This is a genomic window from Pantoea sp. paga (assembly GCF_007558755.1).
GTDB lineage: Bacteria > Pseudomonadota > Gammaproteobacteria > Enterobacterales > Enterobacteriaceae > Pantoea > Pantoea agglomerans.
Genome location: NZ_VLTF01000001.1, coordinates 1173845 through 1193739, shown reverse-complemented (window position 1 = coordinate 1193739; position 19895 = coordinate 1173845). Strand labels below are relative to the sequence as shown.

The window sequence follows — 19895 nt, the reverse complement described above, 5'->3', positions numbered from 1 at the left end:
TTCCAATCAAAGGAGAGTAAAATGAGTCTTGATTCGAAATTGCATCAAAGTGAGAAAAATATTAATCTAGAGGATGAAGATGTTGAAATTACTTTTATTTCAAAACATCCTGAAGATGAAGAAGGTAATTTTGAGTTCCTTTGCTGTGCCGTAGGCGCTGGTGGTGGCGGACCGGGTGTCGGTGGACACTTCTAAATGAAATCTTAATTATCAATAGGGATAAGCAACAGCGCTTTTTCGCTGTTGCTTAAATAAGGATAGAAAATGCTAACTTCTATTTTAAAAAAATTTGAGAGCTTTATTAAGCCATTTGAAGAGGATAATGGTTTTCTAAAAGAAAAGAATTCTTTAAGAGTGTTAATTAAACTTGCATTAGAACATAAGATTTTAGCTTCTTCACTTTTCATACTTGGTTTATTATGTTCTGGTTGTGAGGTTTTTATAATTCACTCTTCAGGAAAGCTTGTTGATCTGATTAGTGAGGTTAGTCGGGATCGCGATACTATCATTAAAGCATTAAGCGATAACCAGATTTTTATTATTCTTTTCTTGGCAATGCTTTTGTTTATTAGGCCTCTATTAAGGTGCTTAAATTTACTAACAATAAATCAAGCAGTTTACTCGAAATTAAGTGCATTAGTTCGAGTTCAGCTCTACAAAGAAACCTTGAAAAATAAGATGGTTTTTTTTGACAGTAATAATCCTGGTAAAATAACATCTTCTATTTGGCAGGCTGGTCAGGCTGTCAATGAAATGTCTTCTCTGTTCTTCCAGAATATTTGGGTTACAACCGCTTTTTTTATATTCTCCTTCTCTGTTATGGCGTCGATTAACCTGTATTTGCTTGCTCCAATTTTCACGTGGATGCTCGCGATTTTCTTTATTGCTAAAGTTTATGTTCCTAAAACAAAACAACTAGCTCGTGAGTCGGCAAATCAATCCGTGAACGTCAATGGAGTAATTAGCGATAGTTTCAATAACGTTTTAACTCTGAAGTTATTTTCTAAATACAATGATGTAAATGAATCTAACAGGATAGTGGTTTCACTAAAGGATTTTATAAATAAATCTGCTTTGTATTTAAGGTCAATTACGAGATCAGAGACGATAATGATTATTACAAGTTCACTCATAATGGCTATCATAACACTGATGATCTTGTTTCTATGGATTTCAAAAGGTATTTCTTCAGGTGAAGTGGCTGTTGTGTACGCATTGGTATTTAAACTGGAGGGACTTTTTTCGACATTAATGGACCAATTCACTGCTTTGTTTCGTGCATATGCTTTATTCAATACAAGCTTAAACACACTGATAAAGAATGAAAAAGAAAAAGAAGGTTATCACTGTTTAAATAATATCGAATTGATTGAGTTTAAAAACGTCTCAATGAAACACGGCGAAAAGCTGGTCTTGAAAGAAATTAACTTCAAAATTAAAAAAGGAGAAAAGGTAGGTTTAGTCGGTGCTACAGGGTGTGGCAAATCAACGATTTTAAAGTTGTTGTTAGGATTATATGATTATGAAAGTGATGGCTCTATATTGATTAATACATCTGAATTGGATGATTTGAATACCTCAAGTCTAAGAGAGAACATTTCATATGTATCTCAGGACGCAAATTTCTTTGATGATACGGTTTTGTATAATATTTGCACTTCTAAGGAAAGCTTATCTATTAATGAAATTGAGCATGTTCTGAGTTCGGTTTGTTTGCAAGACCTTATGAATGAAAAAGAAAGTTTCACCTCTCTTTTAAATACAAAAATTGGGAATAAAGGTTCTACTTTGTCGGGTGGGCAATTGCAGAGGTTAAATATAGCTCGTGGTTTAATTAAAAAACATAATGTTCTCTTACTTGATGAAGTAACTTCAGCATTAGATCCAAATACCAAAGCGAAAGTTTTGGAAAATCTCAAAAACTTTTTTTCGAATAAAACAGTAATATGTATATCTCATAGTGTTGATATCATTAATGATATGGATAAAGTGATTTTCATAAAAAATGGTAGTGTATTCGCGGAAGGGAAGCACCATGAACTTTTGATAGGTTGTAAAGAATATAAACAGCATTGGGAAAATGAAACTGTATCTCTGGAGGATGCTCAGTGAAATCATTTGATGCCCTTAATTCTCTTTTAAAAGATAATCTTCTTTATGATCACCAATGGCACTTGCATGGTAAGCATCCCTCTTTTACATCAGGCTCTTTATGTTCAGTTAATGCTGAATATTATTGGAATTCAAATCAGTCTTTTGGTGATAGTGACATAGTTGTTGCAGTAGCTGATGATGGGTGTTTGATTGACAATTTTAGTAATGATTACTCAGATAATATTGAAGCATTTACTTACATTGAAAACGGTAAGCTTAATATAACTAAAGATAAATCGAAAGCTGATAGAGTTTTCTCTGATAAATTCAAGCACGGAACGGCAATTTGTGGTCTGATAGCTGGGCCATTGAGCAATAGCCTTCCTGTAGGTATTGCCCCTACGGTAAAGATTTTACCGATCCGATGGCCTTACGATAACAGATTTATCATAAACCAATCTGGATTTCAGCAGTTTGTTAAGGCTCTCTCGGATAAAGTTGATATATTCGTAAATACATGGTCAAAGCTTCCTGATTTTATTCTTAATAATGAAAGTATTGATTTGATCTCTTCTTTATCCTCTCAAGGAGGGAGAAGAGGTAAAGGTGTGCTTTTTTTGTGGTCAGCTGGTAATAGTAATTGCCCTATTAACTATGACGGGGATAAAAAGATAGTATACTCACAAAATATTAATGGTGAACCGAAGTTTTCATCTCATTTTAGCAATAATCTAAGTACCCTCAGCAATGTATTAGTTGTATCAGCTATTAGCCCTTTTTATGAGAAAGCATCTTATTCTTGTTTTGGACCTGGTATCGATCTTTGTGCTCCATCACATGATGCCTATTCTTCAAATGGAGAAATTAAAAACTTAGGTCTTACCACGCTCTCCGCAGACCTGAAGAAATATACGCATAATTTTAAAGGCACAAGCGGAGCTTGCGCGGTAGCGGCTGGTGTTGCAGCACTAAATTTATCGCTCTCAATGAACCAAACAGCAATTGAAATAGCTAACAATTTAAAAAATAAGGCTTCTAGAGATTTAAATAAAAACTATTCAAGCTTTGAATCTATGGTTATAAATCTGCACGAGCAGGTAAGGCATGAGTTTATTTTTGGAAAAGAAGAAAAATATCCTGACCTCTTTGATGTATTTTATGGTGCAGGAAGAATAACTGTCTGAATTAGAATTTAGTAACTCTAAGTGTTTTATGCTTATTAATTAAAAACTATCAAAAAAATTACGTCCCTGTAGATTGGGATTTTTTTGAGAAGTAAAAAGGTGTTTGTGCTTCTTCTTTACAAGCTTCCAGATAGTCAGCCCACCACTGCAGCATAAGTTTCCGCTCTTCTAAATGCTCGGCTTTATGGATGTAAGCTGCCCTAACGCTGTTACGCTCTTGGTGGCTCATTTGCCTCTCTACGGCGTCTCTTGACCAAAGCCCGGATTCAATCAATGCACTGCAAGCCATAGTCCTGAAACCATGCCCACAAACTTCAGTTTGGGTATTGTATCCCATGGTTCTAAGGGCTTTGTTGACTGTGTTTTCACTGATCGGTTTGTCGTCATTACTAAATCCGATGAACATGAGATCTTTGCCACCACTGATTGCATGTAGCTGTAACAACAATTTTTTAGATTGTTTGCTTAAAGGCACCAGATGAGGGCTTTTCATTTTTGCCCCTCTTGCTGAATATCTAACCCCAATGAGTGCTTGTCGCTCTGCGGGTATAGTCCATAGTGAGTTTTTGAAATCTACCTCTGACCAACGTGCAAATCTTAATTCACTCGAACGTACAAATGTCAGGAGTGTAAGCTGGGTCGCAATCTGTGTTATGCCTTTGCCTCTGTAAGCTTCAATGCGTTGCATGAGCTCTGGTAACCGTTCTAAAGGAAGGGCAGGGCGGTGAATACTTTTTTTAGAAATTACAGCACCAGCGAGGTCATAGGCAGGATTTTGCTCAATCAATGCATTGTGGACAGCATATCTCATGATCGCAGTTATGCGTTGTTGAAGACGTGAAGCGAGTTCGAGGTGACCTGTTGCTTCAGCCCTTTTTAGTGGAATCAGTAAGTCACGGGTTTTGAGTTCTGTGATATTACGATTGCCAATAATAGGGAATAAATGACTTTCAAGACTGCTTAACACAGTAGTTCTGTGGTTTTCCGACCAGGTCCTGTTACTGGAATGCCAATCTCGTGCAACCTTTTCAAATGTCAGCAGCCCTTTGATCTCGACCTTATCAGCTTTGCGTTTTTCACTTGGATCAACGCCATTTGCCACGAGTTGCCTAGCTTCGTCTCTTCTGCGTCGGGCTTCCGATAACGTGACCTCAGGATAAACACCGAGAGCAAGAATCTTTTGTTTGCTACCAAAGCGATACTGAAAACGCCAGTATTTGGAACCGTGTGGGGTAATCAAAAGATGCATACCATTACCGTCTGTCATCTTGACCGGCTTCACAGCAGCCTTAGCATTTCTTACCTTTAACTCAGTGAGCGGCATAGTAAAAATCCCCGGCTGATGGTATCTGCATTATCGAACCAAACATACCAACAATTGTACCAACATGACACTGTGGATTTTGTGAGCCCGATGGAGACGCAGGTGGACTATCGGGTTTAGTTAAGTGACTGAATGGAATGGGTAAAGTAGACTTTGAGATACGTTGAGAGACTAGCATTTGGTGTCCCCTGCAGGAATCGAACCTGCAACTAGCCCTTAGGAGGGGCTCGTTATATCCATTTAACTAAGAGGACAGCGGCGCGCAGTATAGCGCAAACAGGCCAGGAGATTCACTACGTCGCCGTCCGTTTGCTCATTCCGCCAGCAATTCCGGTTTTCTGCACGCGCTAACGTTACGTGCAGAAAGCGGAAACAGCTGTACTGAAGTCCGGGATGTCATCCAGACTGAAGCGGCACCCCGACTCTAAAATCTTCACTCCCTCTTTGCAGCAGACACTTCCAGTAAACGTTTTTCAGACGCCCGCCTGGCAAATCGGCTTCAGCAAACAGACATGAAAAGCAGACAGGGTGAACTGTCTGCCTTTCCTCTTACTCAGCGCCTTCCTGCTCTTCACGCTGGCGACGTTTCTCCTGCTTCTTCTTCTCAGCCTTCGCTTTAGCCACAGCAGCTTCACTCATGTCGTTGCGGATCTGCGCGTGGCTGATCAGGGCAAAAATCAGCGTGCCGCCGGTAATGTTGCCGAGCAGCGTCGGCAGGGCAAACGGCCAGAAGAATTCATACCAGCTGATGCTGCCATTAAAGACCAGATAGAGCACTTCCACCGATCCCACCACGATATGCGCCAGATCACCCAGCGCAACCAGCCAGGTCATCATCACAATCACCAGCAGTTTGGCGCCGCCCGCCGAGGGGAACATCCAGACCATGGTGGCGATAATCCAGCCGGAGATCACTGCATTGGCAAACATCTCGCCGGGCGTATTTTCCATCACCTTCATACTGATGTTGGTAAACGCCTGACGGGTAGCTTCGTCAAATATCGGCATCTCATTAAACGCCAGCGCACCCAGTGCCGTACCGATCAGGTTACCCAGCAAGACGATGCCCCATAAACGTAATAGCAGAGCGCCATTACTCCAGGTCGGTTTGTGCATTACCGGCAGGACTGCCGTAACGGTATTTTCGGTAAACAGCTGCTGACGCGCCATGATGACGATAACAAAACCAAAGGTATAACCCAGGTTTTCAAGCAGGAACGCCCCTGGTACGCCATCCAGATGCACCTGAAATATCCCCTTCGCCATCAGCGAGGCACCCATGGATAAGCCCGCCGCAATGGCTGACCAGAGCAGCGCCATACCATCGCGCTCCAGCTCCTTTTCCCCATCCTGGCGGATCTCTTCATGGATGGCGGCGGCGCGGGAGGGTAAAGCTTCTTCATCGACTTCGATGTCAGTGCCTTTATCCTTCTCTTCACTCTCGACGTCGTTAGGACCCTGTTCATTACCTGATGAAGGCTTCATATTTTCTCCTGGTGATAGTGCTGTCGCGTAATAAGCGTAGCCGTTTTTTATTTGCCGATAATGTAACGATTGATGCGAATAAGAGTAACAACGTTTTTCGGAACTGCATTTTTATTCAGACTGCGGGCGATACCGCACGAATAAACCCATGGCATCGAAACTGAGCGCTGGCTCACACTTCGGCCCACAGCAACATTGTGGTAATATCCCGGCCACTTTTAGCTGGTGCGATTCCCCCCTCGATGTTGGAAATCATTACGCTCACTTGTGCATACGACGAACGTGCGCTGTTCCGGCAGCTCTCATTTTGCGTCTCTGCAGGCGACATTGTGCAGATTGAAGGCCCTAATGGTGCCGGTAAGACCTCACTCTTGCGGCTGCTGGCTGGCCTGAGCCGTCCTGAACAGGGTGAAATACGCTGGCAGCAGCAGCCAATCCTGCGGCAGCGCGAAGCCTGGCATCAGGCGATGCTCTATCTGGGCCATCATCCCGGTGTCAAAGGCGTGCTTACACCGCTGGAAAACCTGCGTTTCTACCATCCTGATTGCAGTGATGCGCAGATCTTTGCTGCGCTGGAAAGCGTCGATCTCACGGGCGACGAAGAGGTGCCGGTTAGCCGGTTATCGGCGGGCCAGCAGCGTCGGGTAGCGCTGGCGCGGCTGTGGCTCAGCCAGGCCCGCATATGGATTCTCGACGAGCCGCTGACCGCCATCGACAAAGCGGGTGTTAAAAAATTAATGGCGAAATTCGCCCGGCATGCCGATAACGGTGGCGCAGTGATCCTGACAACCCATCAGGATTTGCCCGCGGATGCTGCGCGGGTGCGTAAAATTCGCCTCGGCGACGGGGAGGCAGGCTGATGCTGTTTCGCCTCATCCAGCGTGAATTACGCATCGCCTTTCGCAGCGGGGCTGATGTGATCAATCCGCTCTGGTTTTTCCTGATTGTTATTACCCTGTTTCCGCTGGGCATCGGACCTGACCCGCAACAGCTGGCGCGCATTGCACCGGGCGTAGCCTGGGTTGCCGCGCTGCTGGCGTCGCTGCTGGCGCTGGAGCGGCTGTTTCGCGATGACTTCAGCGATGGTTCGCTGGAGCAACTGGTACTGCTACCGACGCCGCTCCCGGTAACGGTTATCGGCAAAGTAGTGGCGCACTGGCTGGTCACAGGCGTGCCGCTGATAATCCTGTCGCCGCTGGCCGCGCTGCTGCTGTCACTGGATTTTAATGGCTGGCGGGCGATGGCTTTGACGCTGCTGCTCGGCACGCCAACCCTGAGTTTTCTCGGTGCCATTGGTGTAGGTCTAACGGTGGGTTTACGGCGTGGTGGCGTACTGCTTAGCCTGCTGGTGCTGCCGCTGGCTATTCCGGTCTTGATCTTCGCCAGTGCGGCGATGGAGGCGGCCAGTCAGGGATTGCCGATTAGTGGCTATCTGGCGATTCTCGGCGCGATGCTGCTGGGCAGCGCCACGCTCTCCCCGTTTGCCACGGCGGCAGCGCTAAGAATTACTTTGCAATAACAGCCGTTGAAATAACCGCGCGTAAAAGACGCGGCAACACTCTTTTATCGTTAATGTGAGCATTTGATATGTGGAAAGCGTTACATCAGCTGGCCAGGCCCGAACGGCTCTATCAGTTTTCGGGGCGACTGGTGCCGTGGTTCGCCATCTCAGGGCTGGCGGCGTTGCTGCTGGGCTGGGCCTGGGGCTTTGGATTTGCTCCCGCTGACTATCAGCAGGGCGACAGTTTCCGCATCATGTACATTCATGTGCCCGCCGCGATGTGGTCGATGGGCATTTATGCCTCGATGGCCATCGCCGCCTTTATCGGCCTGGTGTGGCAGATGAAAATGGCCGATCTGGTTTCTGCCGCCATGGCACCGGTGGGCGCGGTCTTTACCTTTATTGCGCTGGTCACCGGATCCGCATGGGGTAAGCCGATGTGGGGGACCTGGTGGATCTGGGATGCACGCCTCACTTCGGAGCTGGTGCTGCTGTTCCTCTATATGGGCGTGATTGCGCTCTGGCATGCTTTTGATGACCGTCGCACCGCAGGGCGGGCCGCGGGTGTTCTCATCCTGGTCGGCGTAGTTAATCTGCCGATCATTCACTTCTCAGTGCAGTGGTGGAATACCCTGCATCAGGGCTCGTCGGGCATTCTCCAGCAGGCGATTGCGCCGGTGATGCGAACGCCGCTGCGCTGGGCAATCATCGGTTATCTGCTGGTGTTTATCACGCTGACCCTGATGCGGCTGCGCAACCTGATTCTGTTAACCGAACGTCATCGTCCCTGGGCGATTGATGTGGCGAAGCGGGGAGAGCAGGCATGACACCCGCCTTTTCCTCCTGGCACGCTTTCTTTGAGATGGGAGGCTACGCCTTCTATGTCTGGCTTGCAGTTGCCTGCACGCTGATTCCGCTTGTCGGGCTGACGCTGCATACCCTGTTGCTGCGCCGCCGCCTGCTGGCTGAGATCCGCCAGCGCGACGCGCGGGAACGCCGCATCCGGGCAGCGAAATCTAAAAAAGCCGCGGCTGAAGCGGCAGGAGAGACATTGTGAATACCCGTCGACGCAACCGCCTCTATGCGGCAGTGGCGATTCTGCTCGGCCTCGGCCTGGCCACCGCGCTGGTGATGTATGCGCTGCGCTCAAACATCGATCTGTTCTATACCCCAGGTGAAATCCTCTACGGCAAAGGCGAGGCGCACGAGAAGCCCGAAGCGGGCCAGCGCCTGCGCGTCGGCGGCATGGTGATGCCCGGCAGCGTCCGGCGCGATCCGAATACGCTTGCCGTGTCGTTCAAACTTTATGATGCCCGCGGCGTGGTCAGCGTCAGTTTTGAAGGCATCCTGCCGGATCTGTTTCGTGAAGGGCAGGGCGTCGTCGCACAGGGCGTGCTGGCGGCGGGCAACCAGGTAATCGCCAAAGAAGTGCTGGCGAAACATGATGAGAAATATACGCCGCCGGAGATTGAAGACGCGATGAAGAGTAATCACACCGGCCCGCAGTCGCTGTATCAGGCGGGAAATAAATCATCATGATGCCCGAGATTGGTACTTTTCTGCTCTGTCTGGCGCTGGGGCTCTCCCTGCTGCTGAGCAGCTATCCGCTGTGGGGCGCAGTGCGCCAGGATGCCCGTCTGATGGCGATGGCGCGTCCGCTGGCCTGCGGTCTGTTTATCTGCATCGCGGCGGCTTTTGCGCTGCTGGTCTGGGCCTTTATCAGCAACGATTTTACCGTTGCCTATGTCGTTACAAACTCCAACAGTCTGCTCCCGGTTTATTATCGCATTGCCGCCACCTGGGGCGCGCATGAAGGATCGCTGCTGTTGTGGGTGTTGCTGCTCAGCACCTGGACATTGGCGGTGGCGATATTCAGTCGCGGTATGCCGCAGGATGCGCTGGCACGCGTGCTGGCGGTCATGGGGATGATCAATCTCGGCTTCCTGCTGTTTATCCTGCTGACCTCGAATCCATTTGGCCGCACGCTGCCGGACTTTCCGATAGACGGGCACGACCTGAATCCGATGCTGCAGGATATCGGCCTGATCTTCCATCCGCCGCTGCTCTATATGGGCTATGTCGGCTTTTCGGTGGCGTTTGCCTTTGCTATCGCCTCGCTGATGGCCGGACGGCTGGATACGGCCTGGGCGCGCTGGTCGCGTCCCTGGACCACGGCGGCCTGGGTCTTTCTGACGATTGGTATCGTCCTTGGCTCGGCCTGGGCCTATTACGAGCTGGGCTGGGGCGGCTGGTGGTTCTGGGACCCGGTTGAAAATGCGTCGTTTATGCCGTGGCTGGCAGGCACCGCTCTGATGCACTCGCTGGCGGTCACAGAAAAGCGAGGCACCTTTAAGGCCTGGACCGTGCTGCTGGCGATTACCGCGTTTTCGCTGAGCCTGCTGGGGACGTTCCTGGTGCGATCCGGGGTGCTGGTGTCGGTGCATTCCTTCGCCTCCGATCCGGCACGCGGGATGTTTATCCTCGCGTTTCTGGTGATTGTTATCGGCAGTTCGCTCCTGCTCTACGCGATTAAAGGCGGGCAGGTACGTGGCCGGGTGCAGAATGAAACCTGGTCGCGCGAATCGTTTTTGCTGGGTAATAACGTGCTGCTGATTGCCGCGATGCTGGTGGTTCTGCTCGGCACGCTATTGCCGCTGGTGCACAAGCAACTGGGCCTGGGCAGCATTTCGGTCGGTGAGCCGTTCTTCAATACCATGTTCAGCTGGCTGATGGCGCCGTTTGCGCTGCTGATGGGGATCGGACCGCTGGTGCGCTGGCGTCGCGATGAACCGCAGAAGCTGGCAAAACGGCTGGCGCTGGCGCTGATCGTGACTCTGGCATGTTCCATGATTATTCCCTGGTGGCTACAGGATCGCATTGAGGCGATGACCGTGGTTGGCCTGCTGATGTCACTCTGGATTATCGTGCTGACGCTGCTGGAACTGCATGAGCGCGCCACTCACCGTCATCCGTTCTTTGCCGGTTTACGTCACCTGTCGCGCAGTCACTGGGGCATGGTACTGGGCCATCTTGGTGTGGGGGTGACGGTGATTGGGATTGCGTTCAGTACCCAGTACAGCGTGGAACGCGATGTGCGGATGAAGGCGGGTGAAAGCATTGATATTCATCACTATCACTTTGTCTTCCGCGGCGTGCAGAATCTGCAGGGGCCTAACTACAGCGGTGGCATGGGCATCATCGATGTCACGCGCAACGGCAAACACGAAGCGACGCTGCAGGCAGAGAAACGCTTTTATACGGCCGCCCGCACCATGATGACCGAAGCGGCGATCGATGGGGGTTTCAGCCGCGATCTCTATGCGGCGCTGGGCGAAGAGCTGGAGGATGGCGGCTGGGCCGTGCGCATCTACTACAAACCCTTTGTCCGCTGGATCTGGTTCGGTGGCGCGCTGATGGCGCTGGGTGGGCTGTTCTGCCTGTTTGATCCCCGTTATCGCTCGCGCAAAAAAGCGGGAATTGAGGAGCGGACATGAACAAGAAAATCCTGTTTATTCCCCTGATGCTGTTTCTGTTGCTGGCGGCGGCGCTGCTGTGGCAGCTGACACGTAATGCCGATGGCGACGATCCGACCCGTCTCGAATCCGCTCTGATCGGTAAGCCGGTGCCGCTGTTCCGGCTTGAAGCACTCGATCAGCCAGGCAAAACCTACGACCAGCGCGTGCTGACAGATGGCAAACCGATATTGCTGAACGTCTGGGCGACCTGGTGTCCGACCTGTCGCGCCGAGCATCAGTATCTGAATACGCTGGCGGAGCAGGGCATTCGCGTCGTCGGGCTGAACTACAAAGACGATCGTCACAAGGCGGTTAACTGGCTGAATACGCTGGGTAACCCTTACGCACTGAGCCTCTATGATGGCAACGGTATGCTGGGACTGGATCTCGGCGTCTATGGCGCGCCGGAAACCTTTCTGATCGACGGTAAAGGGATCATCCGTTATCGCCACGCGGGCGATCTCAATGCGCGCGTCTGGGATCAGGAAGTGAAACCCTTGTGGGTGAAATACAGCGCGGAGGCGGGATCATGAGAACGCTGTTACTGCTCTGCGGCTTGCTGTTCAGCATCAACTTGTGGGCAAGCATCGACACTCTGCAATTTGACTCGGTGGCCCAGGAAGAACAATACCGCGACCTGACCGCTTCACTGCGGTGTCCGAAGTGCCAGAACAACAGCATCGCCGACTCAAATGCCATGATTGCCGCCGATATGCGGCTGAAAGTCTATCAGCTGATGAAACAGGGCCAGAGTCGCCAGCAGATCATCGACTATATGGTGGCGCGTTACGGCAATTTCGTCAGCTATTCGCCACCGGTCACGCCCTCAACCCTGGTTTTGTGGGCTGGTCCGGCGCTGTTTGCGCTGCTGGGCGGCGCGGTGATTATCCTGCGCAGCCGTCAGCGAAAAACCCGCAGTGAGCTGGATGAAGATGAGCAACAGCGTCTTAATGCGCTACTGAAGTCAGACAGGAAGCCGTAATGAGTGCATTTTGGATCACCCTTTTTCTGTTACTGCTGGCGGCCTGTACGCTGTTTATGGCGGCGGGCTGGCGGCAACGTCAGGCCAGCACAGGCGATCGCGATCGCCTTAATCAGCGCTTCTACCACCAGCGGATAGATGAGCTGGCGCAGGATGAAGATCAGGGCGTCGTCGCTGAGCGTCCGCTAATGGAGCGGGAGTTACAGCAGGCACTGCTGGCGGATATTCCACCGGCACAGACGATGAAGTCACACAGCAGCAGCCGCTGGATTTTGCTGCCAGGCCTGATCGTGCTGATTGGGGTATCGCTGGGGACTTACCTGAAAACCGGTGGCCTGGCACAGCTCACGGGCTGGAAGCAGGTGCAGCAGGCGTATCCTGAGCTGCGTGCCCGACTGATGGATCCTGGCGCTAAACCGCTGAGCATGGAGGAGCTGGCGCGTTTACAGCTCGGATTGCGTACCGCGTTGCAAACGGAACCGGATAATCTGGCTGACTGGACGATGCTGGGACGGCTCGGCATGGTGCTGAATAATGCCGATATCGCCAGCCAGGCATTTGAGCATGCGCTACAGCTTGCTCCCAACGATCTGGCGCTAAAACAGGATTATGCCGAAGTCCTGACGCGATCCCCTGATCCGCAGGATAACCGTCAGGCGTCACTGCTGCTGCAGGCATTGCTTAAAGCGGATCCGCAAAACCTGCGTACGCTGAGCCTGCTGGCATTTAATGCTTACGGACAGCAGCAATATGATCAGGCTATCGACGCATGGCAGACCCTGCTGGGTCTGTTGCCGGCCGGTGATTCGCGACACGCGATGATCGCCCGCAGCATCGAAAAGGCCAGAAGTGCCGCCGGGCAACAGAGTCGTCAACTGGCGCTGACCGTGACGCTGGCACCTAAGGCAGAAAAAATGTTACCGCAGGACGGAGTGTTGTATATTTCGGTTTCTGACGGTGCTTCACCGGTGCCGGTGGCTGTTAAGCGGATGCCGCTCAGTCACTTCCCGCTGTCGCTGTCGCTGGATGACAGCAACGCCATGATGCCGGATCGCCTGCTTTCGGCGCAGCATCAGGTCGAGGTCCGGGTGCGAATCTCCCGCGATGGCAGCGCTAATCCCCGGCCGGGTGACTGGCTGGGCCTGAGCGCAGTGACGCCCTGGGATGGGCATCAGCCGATTGCAGTAGAGATTAATCAGCAGCTTCCCTGAACGCATCAACTGACCGCGTTCAGGATGATGGGTGCCATTGCCTGCTGCCTCTGGCACAAAGTCAGCTATGCTCATCGGGTAAGTCGATTCGATACCGGGCTGTGACCTGAACGATGGGTAGACCTTTTTCATCCGCACAGGGAGATTGGAATGAATTATCGCCTGACCAGCCTGGCTGTCGCCAGCGTCCTTCTGGTAGGTTGTGCCAGTTCAAAGCCGGCGAATAGCGATCCTGCTCAGCGCAGCGATCCGTTCGAAGGCTTTAACCGCACGATGTTTAACTTTAACTACAACGTGCTGGATCCGTATGTATTGCGTCCGGTCGCTGTGGCCTGGCGTGATTATGTGCCGGTGCCGGCACGTACCGGCCTGAGCAATTTCCTCGGCAACCTGGAAGAACCTGCCAGCATGGTCAACGCCATCCTGATCGGTAACGGACGTGATGCAGGTATTCACTTCACCCGTTTCTTCTTGAACAGCGTGCTGGGACTGGGCGGCTTCATTGACGTTGCCGGTAAGGCGAATCCGGAACTGGCGCGTGAAGAGCCGCACCGTTTCGGTACCACGCTCGGTCACTATGGCGTCGGCTACGGGCCTTATGTTGAGTTGCCTGCTTACGGCAGCTTTACGGTGCGTCAGGATGGCGGCGACTACGTTGATACGCTTTATCCGATCCTTGGCTGGCTGACCTGGCCAATGTCGATTGGTAAATGGACGCTTGAAGGGATTGAGACACGCGCGCAGCTGCTGGACTCTGATGCAATCCTGAAACAGCAGAGCGATCCGTACGCCTTTATCCGTAACGCTTACTTCCAGCGTCACGACTTCCTGGCGCGCGGCGGCAAGCTCAAGCCGGAAGATAATCCTAACGCGGCCGCGATTCAGGATGACCTGAAGGATATTGACGCCGAGTAATCGCCCGCGCTGCGCCGCCAGGGATGGCGGTTTATGCCACTTTGGGCAGGGCGTATGCTCCCTGAGCCATTAAGCAATCCACGGCCACAAAAAGGGCGACTCACCAGAGTCGCCCTTTTTGTTCGTACCATCCAGTCAGAACTTATAGTTAAAGTTCGCGCCGTAGAGCCAGGCCTTGCCTTCAGAGGTAAAGGTATAAGGACCTTCTTTCACCGTGACTTTCTGTCCGTGCATATAAGAGATGCCTAAATCCACCGAGGCATCATCGTTAAAGGCGTAAGAAGTACCGGCACTCAGCCATAAACGATCCTGGTCCGGGATGGAGATAGAGCGCTTATCGGCCGGAACCGGGCTGTCATCAAATGCAATACCGGTACGGAAGGTCCAGTTCTTGTCGTAGGAATAGGTTGTGCCCAGTGCAATACGGTAGGCGTCGTGGAAGCTTTCATCTTTATAGAACAGCGTCTGGCCGTTAGAGCCAGTGGCTTTCAGCTCCTGGAACTGGCTCCAGCTGGTGTAAGCCATGCTGTAGTGAACTGCCCACTGCGGTGCCACTTTATGCCAGCCTGACACTTCCCACATCTCTGGCAGATTCAGCGTTAACGCGCCTGGAACGGTGGTGCCGTTGGTGCCAAAAGGTACGCCTGACACTTCCGGATTATTCACCGCATTCAGCCGGGATGAGAGATTACTTTTGTAATCGCCATCAAAGTCGACTTTCACTTCTGAACGATAGGTAAAGCCGAAGCGGTTATTTTCATCCACTTCATACAGGATGCCAGCATTCCAGCCGTAACCCCACTCATCGCCTTTCAGATGGGCAACCTGCGTATCAGCCGGAACCCCCAGCCTCGCGCCTGACTCACCGGCATAACGCTCAATTTTGGCTTTAGCGTAAACCGCATCAAAACCGATGCCTGCACTAAAATGTTCATTAAAGCGATAAGCAGTGCTGAGATTTAAATTGCCGGTCATCAGGTCAGTTTTACCGCCGTAACCGCCAGCGGTGTAGCCATTATTAAACTCTGTTGCTAAGCCGTAGTTTGAGGTTGCAGATGCGCCAATCCACCACTGATCGTTGATGGGCTGGACATAATGAATATTGGGTACCCACTGATTAGGGGCAATATTATTCGCATCCAGGCTGCGGCCACTGGGACTGCGACCACTGATATTTACATCCGGCGCAATATAGACGGCCCCGATAGAAAATTCCGGGCGATCCATTAACGCCATTGTCGCCGGGTTACGGCTGGCAGACGCCGCGGTATCACCCATTGCCCCTTCGCCTGAATATGCGCGACCTAAACCAATCGAAGAGAATTCATTTAACTGAAACCCAGCAGCGTAAACGTGGGAAGAGACAAGCGCCACTGCAGCCGCCACGGCTGACTTTGCAAACAGGTTTTTATGGTTCATGACCACAACCTCATGTGAATTATTATTTAACGCTATAACGTCGCGTAACAAAGGACGGCGGATTGTAGGGACTGATGTAAAGCGCACATATCAGACCAGTGCGGAGAGTATAGGTCCGACCTGTGTGCATGTTGCAATATTGTTTTTAAAATATTTCAGGTTTGATCGCTTAAAATTCGATCTGCATAACAAAAAGCCCCTGATCCTGGACAGCATAACCATTCCAGTTTGTTCTGGATCAATTTTTATTGTGATATTCGTCACTTAGCAACAGGTGCGTGGCGCATCTTTCAGCGAGCAGGTAAGATTTCGTCCATAAAATCGCTCAACCTATGCAATTGCTGGTCTGGAGAATGAAATGACTGATGCCATTAAAAAATGCAGTGCGACCGAAACCGCAGCCTGTTGTTGTGTTGATGTCGGCACGGTAATGGATAACACCGATTGCACCGCCAGCTGGTCAGAATGGTTTGCTCAGCGTGCCGATGCGGAAGCGAAATTAGCGCAACTGACCGAACGTGCCCGCGAGGTTGAATCGGAACCCTGTCTGATTGAATCGCGCTTCAGCGAAGTGGATCAGGGTGTGCAGCTGGATATCGATTTCACCTTCAGCTGCCAGGCTGAAACCATGATTTTTCAGCTCGGTTTGCGTTAAGTATCATTACGCCGCGTCACTGCGGCGTTTTTCATTTTCGTGTTTCCCTTCGCACTTTTTCCCTTCCGATATTGGCGGCTCACCCGCTTGTGGTTAACACTGATCAGGTCAGACCTCTTCAGGCAATGATGCCACAGTCCCAGCCACAGGTGAGAACAATGAGCAAAGCGCAGCCGCTGCTGACGCGTGATGGTGAACGCATCGCAATAACCCACGGATTACGCACCCCTTTCTTACGCCAGGCGACCGGCTTCCATGGCATTCCCGCCATTGAGCTTGGACGCATGGTGGTCAGCGAATTAATGGCGCGCAGTGAACTGCCGGCTGAGGTGATCGAGCAACTGGTCTTTGGGCAGGTGGTGCAGATGCCGGAAGCGCCGAACATTGCGCGTGAAATTGTATTAAGCAGCGGGCTGAGTGTGCATACCGACGCCTACAGCGTCAGCCGTGCCTGCGCCACCAGCTTTCAGGCGGTAGCGAATGTGACAGAAAGTCTGCTGGCGGGCACCATCTCTGCCGGTATCGCCGGAGGCGCGGACTCCTCGTCGGTGTTGCCGATTGGGGTCAGTAAAACGCTGGCCCGTGCGCTGGTTGATCTCAATAAAGCCCGCAGCTTCGGTCAAAAACTGCACATTCTGCGGCGTCTGCGTCCGCGTGATCTGCTGCCGGTCCCGCCCGCAGTGGCGGAGTATTCGACCGGCCTGCGCATGGGCGACACTGCGGAGCAGATGGCTAAGAGTCACGGCATCACTCGCGAAGCACAGGATGCGCTGGCGCTGCGATCCCATCAGCATGCCGCCAGGGCCTGGCAATCCGGGGTACTGAATCAGGAAGTCATGGCAGCCTTTGTGCCGCCGTGGAAAAGCGCCATCGATCAGGACAATAACGTGCGGATGAATGCCAAAGCGGAGGATTACGCCCGACTGCGTCCGGCATTTGATCGCCAGCACGGCAGCGTCACCGCGGCCAACAGCACGCCCCTCACCGACGGCGCGGCGGCAGTGATTCTGATGCGCGAGGGCCGCGCCCGCGAACTGGGCATCAGGCCCCTGGGCTATCTGCGCAGCTACGCCTTTACCGCCATTGGTGTGCAGCAGGATATGCTGCTGGGCCCGGCGTACGCTTCACCACTGGCACTGGATCGCGCCGGCATAACCCTGGCCGATCTGACGCTGATCGATATGCATGAAGCATTTGCTGCCCAGACACTGAGCAACCTGCAAATGTTCCGCGACGAGCGCTTTGCCCGTGAGGTGCTGAATCGGCCACACGCGCTGGGCGAAGTGAATGAAGAGCGCTTTAACGTGCTGGGAGGATCGATCGCCTATGGTCATCCTTTTGCCGCCACGGGTGCGCGCATGATCACTCAGACGCTGAATGAATTACGCCGTCGCGGTGGCGGGTTAGGACTGGTCACGGCCTGTGCGGCAGGCGGACTGGGTGCGGCAATGATTCTGGAGGCCGAATAATGGAGCAGAATGCGTTTCATCTGAAGATGCGACTGGATCACGTTGGCATCATTACGATCGATGTCCCTGGTGAGAAGATGAACACCCTGAAAGCGGAATTTGCCGGGCAGATCACCGCCATCATTGCGGAGGCGCGGCGCGATCCGCAACTGGCTGGCCTGGTGCTGATTTCCGGCAAAGCGGACAACTTCATCGCGGGCGCAGACATCAGCATGATTGACCGCTGTAAGAGCGCGCAGGAAGCCGAAGCGCTGGCAAAACAGGGCCAGGAAGTGATGGCTGCGCTTGACGCGCTGCCGTTCCCGGTGGTCGCGGCGATCCACGGCGCCTGCCTGGGAGGCGGACTGGAACTGGCGCTGGCCTGTGATGCCCGTATCTGCTCGCTGGATGATAAAACCCGCCTCGGTTTGCCGGAGGTGCAGCTCGGCTTACTGCCAGGCTCTGGCGGCACTCAGCGGCTGCCACGCTTAATCGGCGTGCAGCAGGCGCTGCCACTGATTCTGACCGGCAAAGCCCTGCGGGCGAAACAGGCTCGTAAGCTGGGCGTGGTTGATGACGCGGTGCCGCAGGCGATTCTGCTGGAAACCGCCATCGCCCGGGTGAAAAAGGGCAAGGTTAGTGGACGAACGCTGCCGCTGCGCGATCGTCTGCTGCATGGTCCGGTTGGCCGTCAGGCGCTGTTTGCGCTGGCGACCCGACAGACCGCAGCCAAAACACAGGGTAACTATCCGGCGGCAAAACGCATTATTGAGGTGGTGCGCATCGGGCTGGAGCAGGGCAGTCGGGCCGGACATGAGGCTGAAGCACGCGCTTTTGGTGAGCTGGCGATGACGCCAGAATCGGTTGCGCTGCGCGGGATCTTTTTCGCGACTACGGCTATGAAAAAGGAGCGGGGCGGTGAAGCGGAACCCGGCACCGTTAAGCGTGTTGGTATCCTCGGCGGCGGCCTGATGGGCGGCGGTATCGCCAGCGTCACCGCGGTCAACGCCGGGTTGCCGGTACGCATTAAAGATATCAGCCTGGAAGGTGTGAACCATGCGCTGAAAACCAGCTGGGAACTGCTGAGCAAAAAAGTTAAACGACGCCAGCTTACTCCGGCACAGCGTCAGCAGCAGATGGCACGTATCACGGGCGGCATCGATTATCAGGGCTTCTCACAGCGCGACGTGGTAATTGAAGCCGTATTTGAAGATTTAGCCCTGAAGCAGCAGATGGTCAGCGAAGTGGAGGCACACTGTCAGCCCCACACGCTGTTTGCCTCAAATACCTCTTCGCTGCCGATTGAGGCGATCGCCGCCGGCGCCCAGCGTCCTGAGAACGTCATCGGGCTGCACTATTTCAGTCCGGTAGAGAAAATGCCGCTGGTGGAGGTGATTCCTCATCTGAATACCTCTACCGCGACGCTGGTGACGATTGTGGCGCTGGCGCGCAGCCAGGGTAAAACCCCGATTGTGGTGGCGGACAAGCCTGGCTTCTATGTTAACCGCATCCTGACGCCCTATATAAATGAAGCGATGCGCTGCCTGCTGGAGGGCGAGCCGATTGACCATATTGATCGGGCGCTGGTGAAGTTTGGTTTCCCGGTCGGCCCGATTCAGTTGCTGGATGAGGTCGGTATCGACGTTGGCAGCAAAATCAGTCCCATCCTGCATCAGGCTTATGGTGAACGCTTTGCCGCGCCAGCCGCTTTTGATGCGGTGCTGAAAGATGGCCGCAAGGGACGTAAAAACAGCAAAGGCTTTTATCGCTATGACCAGCCGCGCTGGCAGCGTAAAAAACCGGACGCTTCGCTGTATACGTTGCTGAAAGTCTCGCCGCAGGCCAGGCAGAGCGAAGCGCAGATTGCTGAACGCTGCGTGATGATGATGCTGAACGAAGCTGCACGCTGTCTTGATGAGCAGGTGGTTCGCTGCGCCCGCGATGGGGATATCGGTGCGGTGTTTGGCATCGGCTTTCCGCCTTTCTTAGGCGGCCCGTTCCACTACATGGACAAACTGGGCGCGGCGGACGTGGTCAACAGATTAACCCGGCTTGCGCAGCAGCATGGCGAACGATTCACACCCTGTGAGGCGCTGATTCAGGCGGCTGCAAAATAGACGAAATTTTACATTTCTGCTGAAAATGGAATAACCAATCCGATT

19 protein-coding genes and 1 tRNA gene are annotated in these 19895 nt (G+C 52.4%); 16 read left to right on the top strand and 4 right to left on the bottom strand.

What is annotated here, in order from left to right; genetic code table 11:
• Positions 1-21 precede the first annotated feature (21 nt).
• The 3 genes from FOV68_RS23970 to FOV68_RS05415 all read left to right on the top strand — a co-directional run bounded on the left by FOV68_RS23970 (position 22) and on the right by FOV68_RS05415 (position 3278).
• A complete protein-coding gene (locus FOV68_RS23970; protein WP_155740523.1) occupies positions 22-195 on the top strand; it encodes a hypothetical protein in 174 nt (57 codons plus the stop codon).
• A 69-nt stretch (positions 196-264) separates the two neighbouring features.
• Positions 265-2112, top strand: coding sequence for an ABC transporter ATP-binding protein (locus FOV68_RS05420; protein ID WP_143990436.1), 1848 nt, complete (start codon positions 265-267; stop codon positions 2110-2112).
• Entirely contained in the window at positions 2109-3278 is a 1170-nt protein-coding gene (locus FOV68_RS05415; RefSeq protein WP_182686631.1) for a S8 family serine peptidase, read from the top strand. The genes FOV68_RS05420 and FOV68_RS05415 overlap by 4 nt, the downstream gene beginning before the upstream one ends.
• A gap of 58 nt (positions 3279-3336) precedes the next feature.
• Here the strand turns inward: FOV68_RS05415 and FOV68_RS05410 are convergent, their stop codons facing one another.
• From FOV68_RS05410 to FOV68_RS05400, 3 genes are all read right to left on the bottom strand, one after another.
• On the bottom strand, positions 3337-4602 hold the full coding sequence (locus FOV68_RS05410; protein ID WP_143990434.1) for an integrase arm-type DNA-binding domain-containing protein: 1266 nt from the start codon (positions 4600-4602) through the stop codon (positions 3337-3339).
• Positions 4603-4781: 179 nt separating this feature from the next.
• A tRNA-Arg gene (locus FOV68_RS05405) sits at positions 4782-4856 on the bottom strand.
• 295 nt (positions 4857-5151) lie between these two features.
• On the bottom strand, positions 5152-6087 hold the full coding sequence (locus FOV68_RS05400) for a formate/nitrite transporter family protein (RefSeq protein ID WP_143990433.1): 936 nt from the start codon (positions 6085-6087) through the stop codon (positions 5152-5154).
• 242 nt (positions 6088-6329) lie between these two features.
• Here FOV68_RS05400 and ccmA point away from each other — a divergent pair, with 242 nt between their 5' ends.
• The 10 genes from ccmA to mlaA all read left to right on the top strand — a co-directional run bounded on the left by ccmA (position 6330) and on the right by mlaA (position 14211).
• A complete protein-coding gene (gene ccmA / locus FOV68_RS05395; protein ID WP_069025243.1) occupies positions 6330-6947 on the top strand; it encodes a cytochrome c biogenesis heme-transporting ATPase CcmA in 618 nt (205 codons plus the stop codon).
• A complete protein-coding gene (gene ccmB / locus FOV68_RS05390) occupies positions 6947-7606 on the top strand; it encodes a heme exporter protein CcmB (RefSeq protein WP_143790156.1) in 660 nt (219 codons plus the stop codon). Before ccmA ends, ccmB begins: the two co-directional genes overlap by 1 nt.
• 68 nt (positions 7607-7674) lie before the next feature.
• Positions 7675-8415 (top strand): heme ABC transporter permease, encoded by a 741-nt coding sequence (locus tag FOV68_RS05385; RefSeq protein ID WP_010257913.1) that lies wholly within the window; start codon positions 7675-7677, stop codon positions 8413-8415.
• Entirely contained in the window at positions 8412-8645 is a 234-nt protein-coding gene (ccmD, locus tag FOV68_RS05380; protein WP_010257916.1) for a heme exporter protein CcmD, read from the top strand. Before FOV68_RS05385 ends, ccmD begins: the two co-directional genes overlap by 4 nt.
• Positions 8642-9127, top strand: coding sequence for a cytochrome c maturation protein CcmE (gene ccmE, locus FOV68_RS05375; RefSeq protein ID WP_010671430.1), 486 nt, complete (start codon positions 8642-8644; stop codon positions 9125-9127). Before ccmD ends, ccmE begins: the two co-directional genes overlap by 4 nt.
• Positions 9124-11082 carry a heme lyase CcmF/NrfE family subunit gene (locus tag FOV68_RS05370; protein WP_143990432.1) on the top strand — a complete coding sequence of 653 codons (1959 nt, stop codon included), beginning with the start codon at positions 9124-9126 and terminating at the stop codon, positions 11080-11082. Before ccmE ends, FOV68_RS05370 begins: the two co-directional genes overlap by 4 nt.
• Positions 11079-11636: a DsbE family thiol:disulfide interchange protein gene (locus FOV68_RS05365; protein ID WP_010257920.1), complete on the top strand. Its 558-nt coding sequence runs from the start codon at positions 11079-11081 to the stop codon at positions 11634-11636. Before FOV68_RS05370 ends, FOV68_RS05365 begins: the two co-directional genes overlap by 4 nt.
• On the top strand, positions 11633-12085 hold the full coding sequence (locus FOV68_RS05360) for a cytochrome c-type biogenesis protein (protein WP_022625093.1): 453 nt from the start codon (positions 11633-11635) through the stop codon (positions 12083-12085). The genes FOV68_RS05365 and FOV68_RS05360 overlap by 4 nt, the downstream gene beginning before the upstream one ends.
• Complete coding sequence (gene ccmI, locus FOV68_RS05355; protein WP_143990431.1) at positions 12085-13296, top strand: c-type cytochrome biogenesis protein CcmI; 1212 nt, start codon at positions 12085-12087, stop codon at positions 13294-13296. Before FOV68_RS05360 ends, ccmI begins: the two co-directional genes overlap by 1 nt.
• 150 nt (positions 13297-13446) lie before the next feature.
• The gene (gene mlaA, locus FOV68_RS05350; RefSeq protein WP_010257927.1) at positions 13447-14211 is read left to right on the top strand and encodes a phospholipid-binding lipoprotein MlaA; all 765 of its coding nucleotides are present in this window, start codon (positions 13447-13449) and stop codon (positions 14209-14211) included.
• A 135-nt stretch (positions 14212-14346) separates the two neighbouring features.
• Here mlaA and fadL read toward each other — a convergent pair whose 3' ends face one another.
• Positions 14347-15630 carry a long-chain fatty acid transporter FadL gene (gene fadL / locus FOV68_RS05345; protein ID WP_010671434.1) on the bottom strand — a complete coding sequence of 428 codons (1284 nt, stop codon included), beginning with the start codon at positions 15628-15630 and terminating at the stop codon, positions 14347-14349.
• Between the two features lie 358 nt (positions 15631-15988).
• Between fadL and FOV68_RS05340 the strand changes: the two genes are divergently transcribed.
• The 3 genes from FOV68_RS05340 (at position 15989) to fadJ (ending at position 19850) form a co-directional block, all read left to right on the top strand.
• On the top strand, positions 15989-16285 hold the full coding sequence (locus FOV68_RS05340; protein WP_010671435.1) for a YfcZ/YiiS family protein: 297 nt from the start codon (positions 15989-15991) through the stop codon (positions 16283-16285).
• Between the two features lie 158 nt (positions 16286-16443).
• The gene (fadI, locus tag FOV68_RS05335) at positions 16444-17754 is read left to right on the top strand and encodes an acetyl-CoA C-acyltransferase FadI (RefSeq protein WP_083069176.1); all 1311 of its coding nucleotides are present in this window, start codon (positions 16444-16446) and stop codon (positions 17752-17754) included.
• Complete coding sequence (gene fadJ, locus FOV68_RS05330) at positions 17754-19850, top strand: fatty acid oxidation complex subunit alpha FadJ (protein ID WP_134160893.1); 2097 nt, start codon at positions 17754-17756, stop codon at positions 19848-19850. Before fadI ends, fadJ begins: the two co-directional genes overlap by 1 nt.
• Positions 19851-19895: the final 45 nt, after the last annotated feature.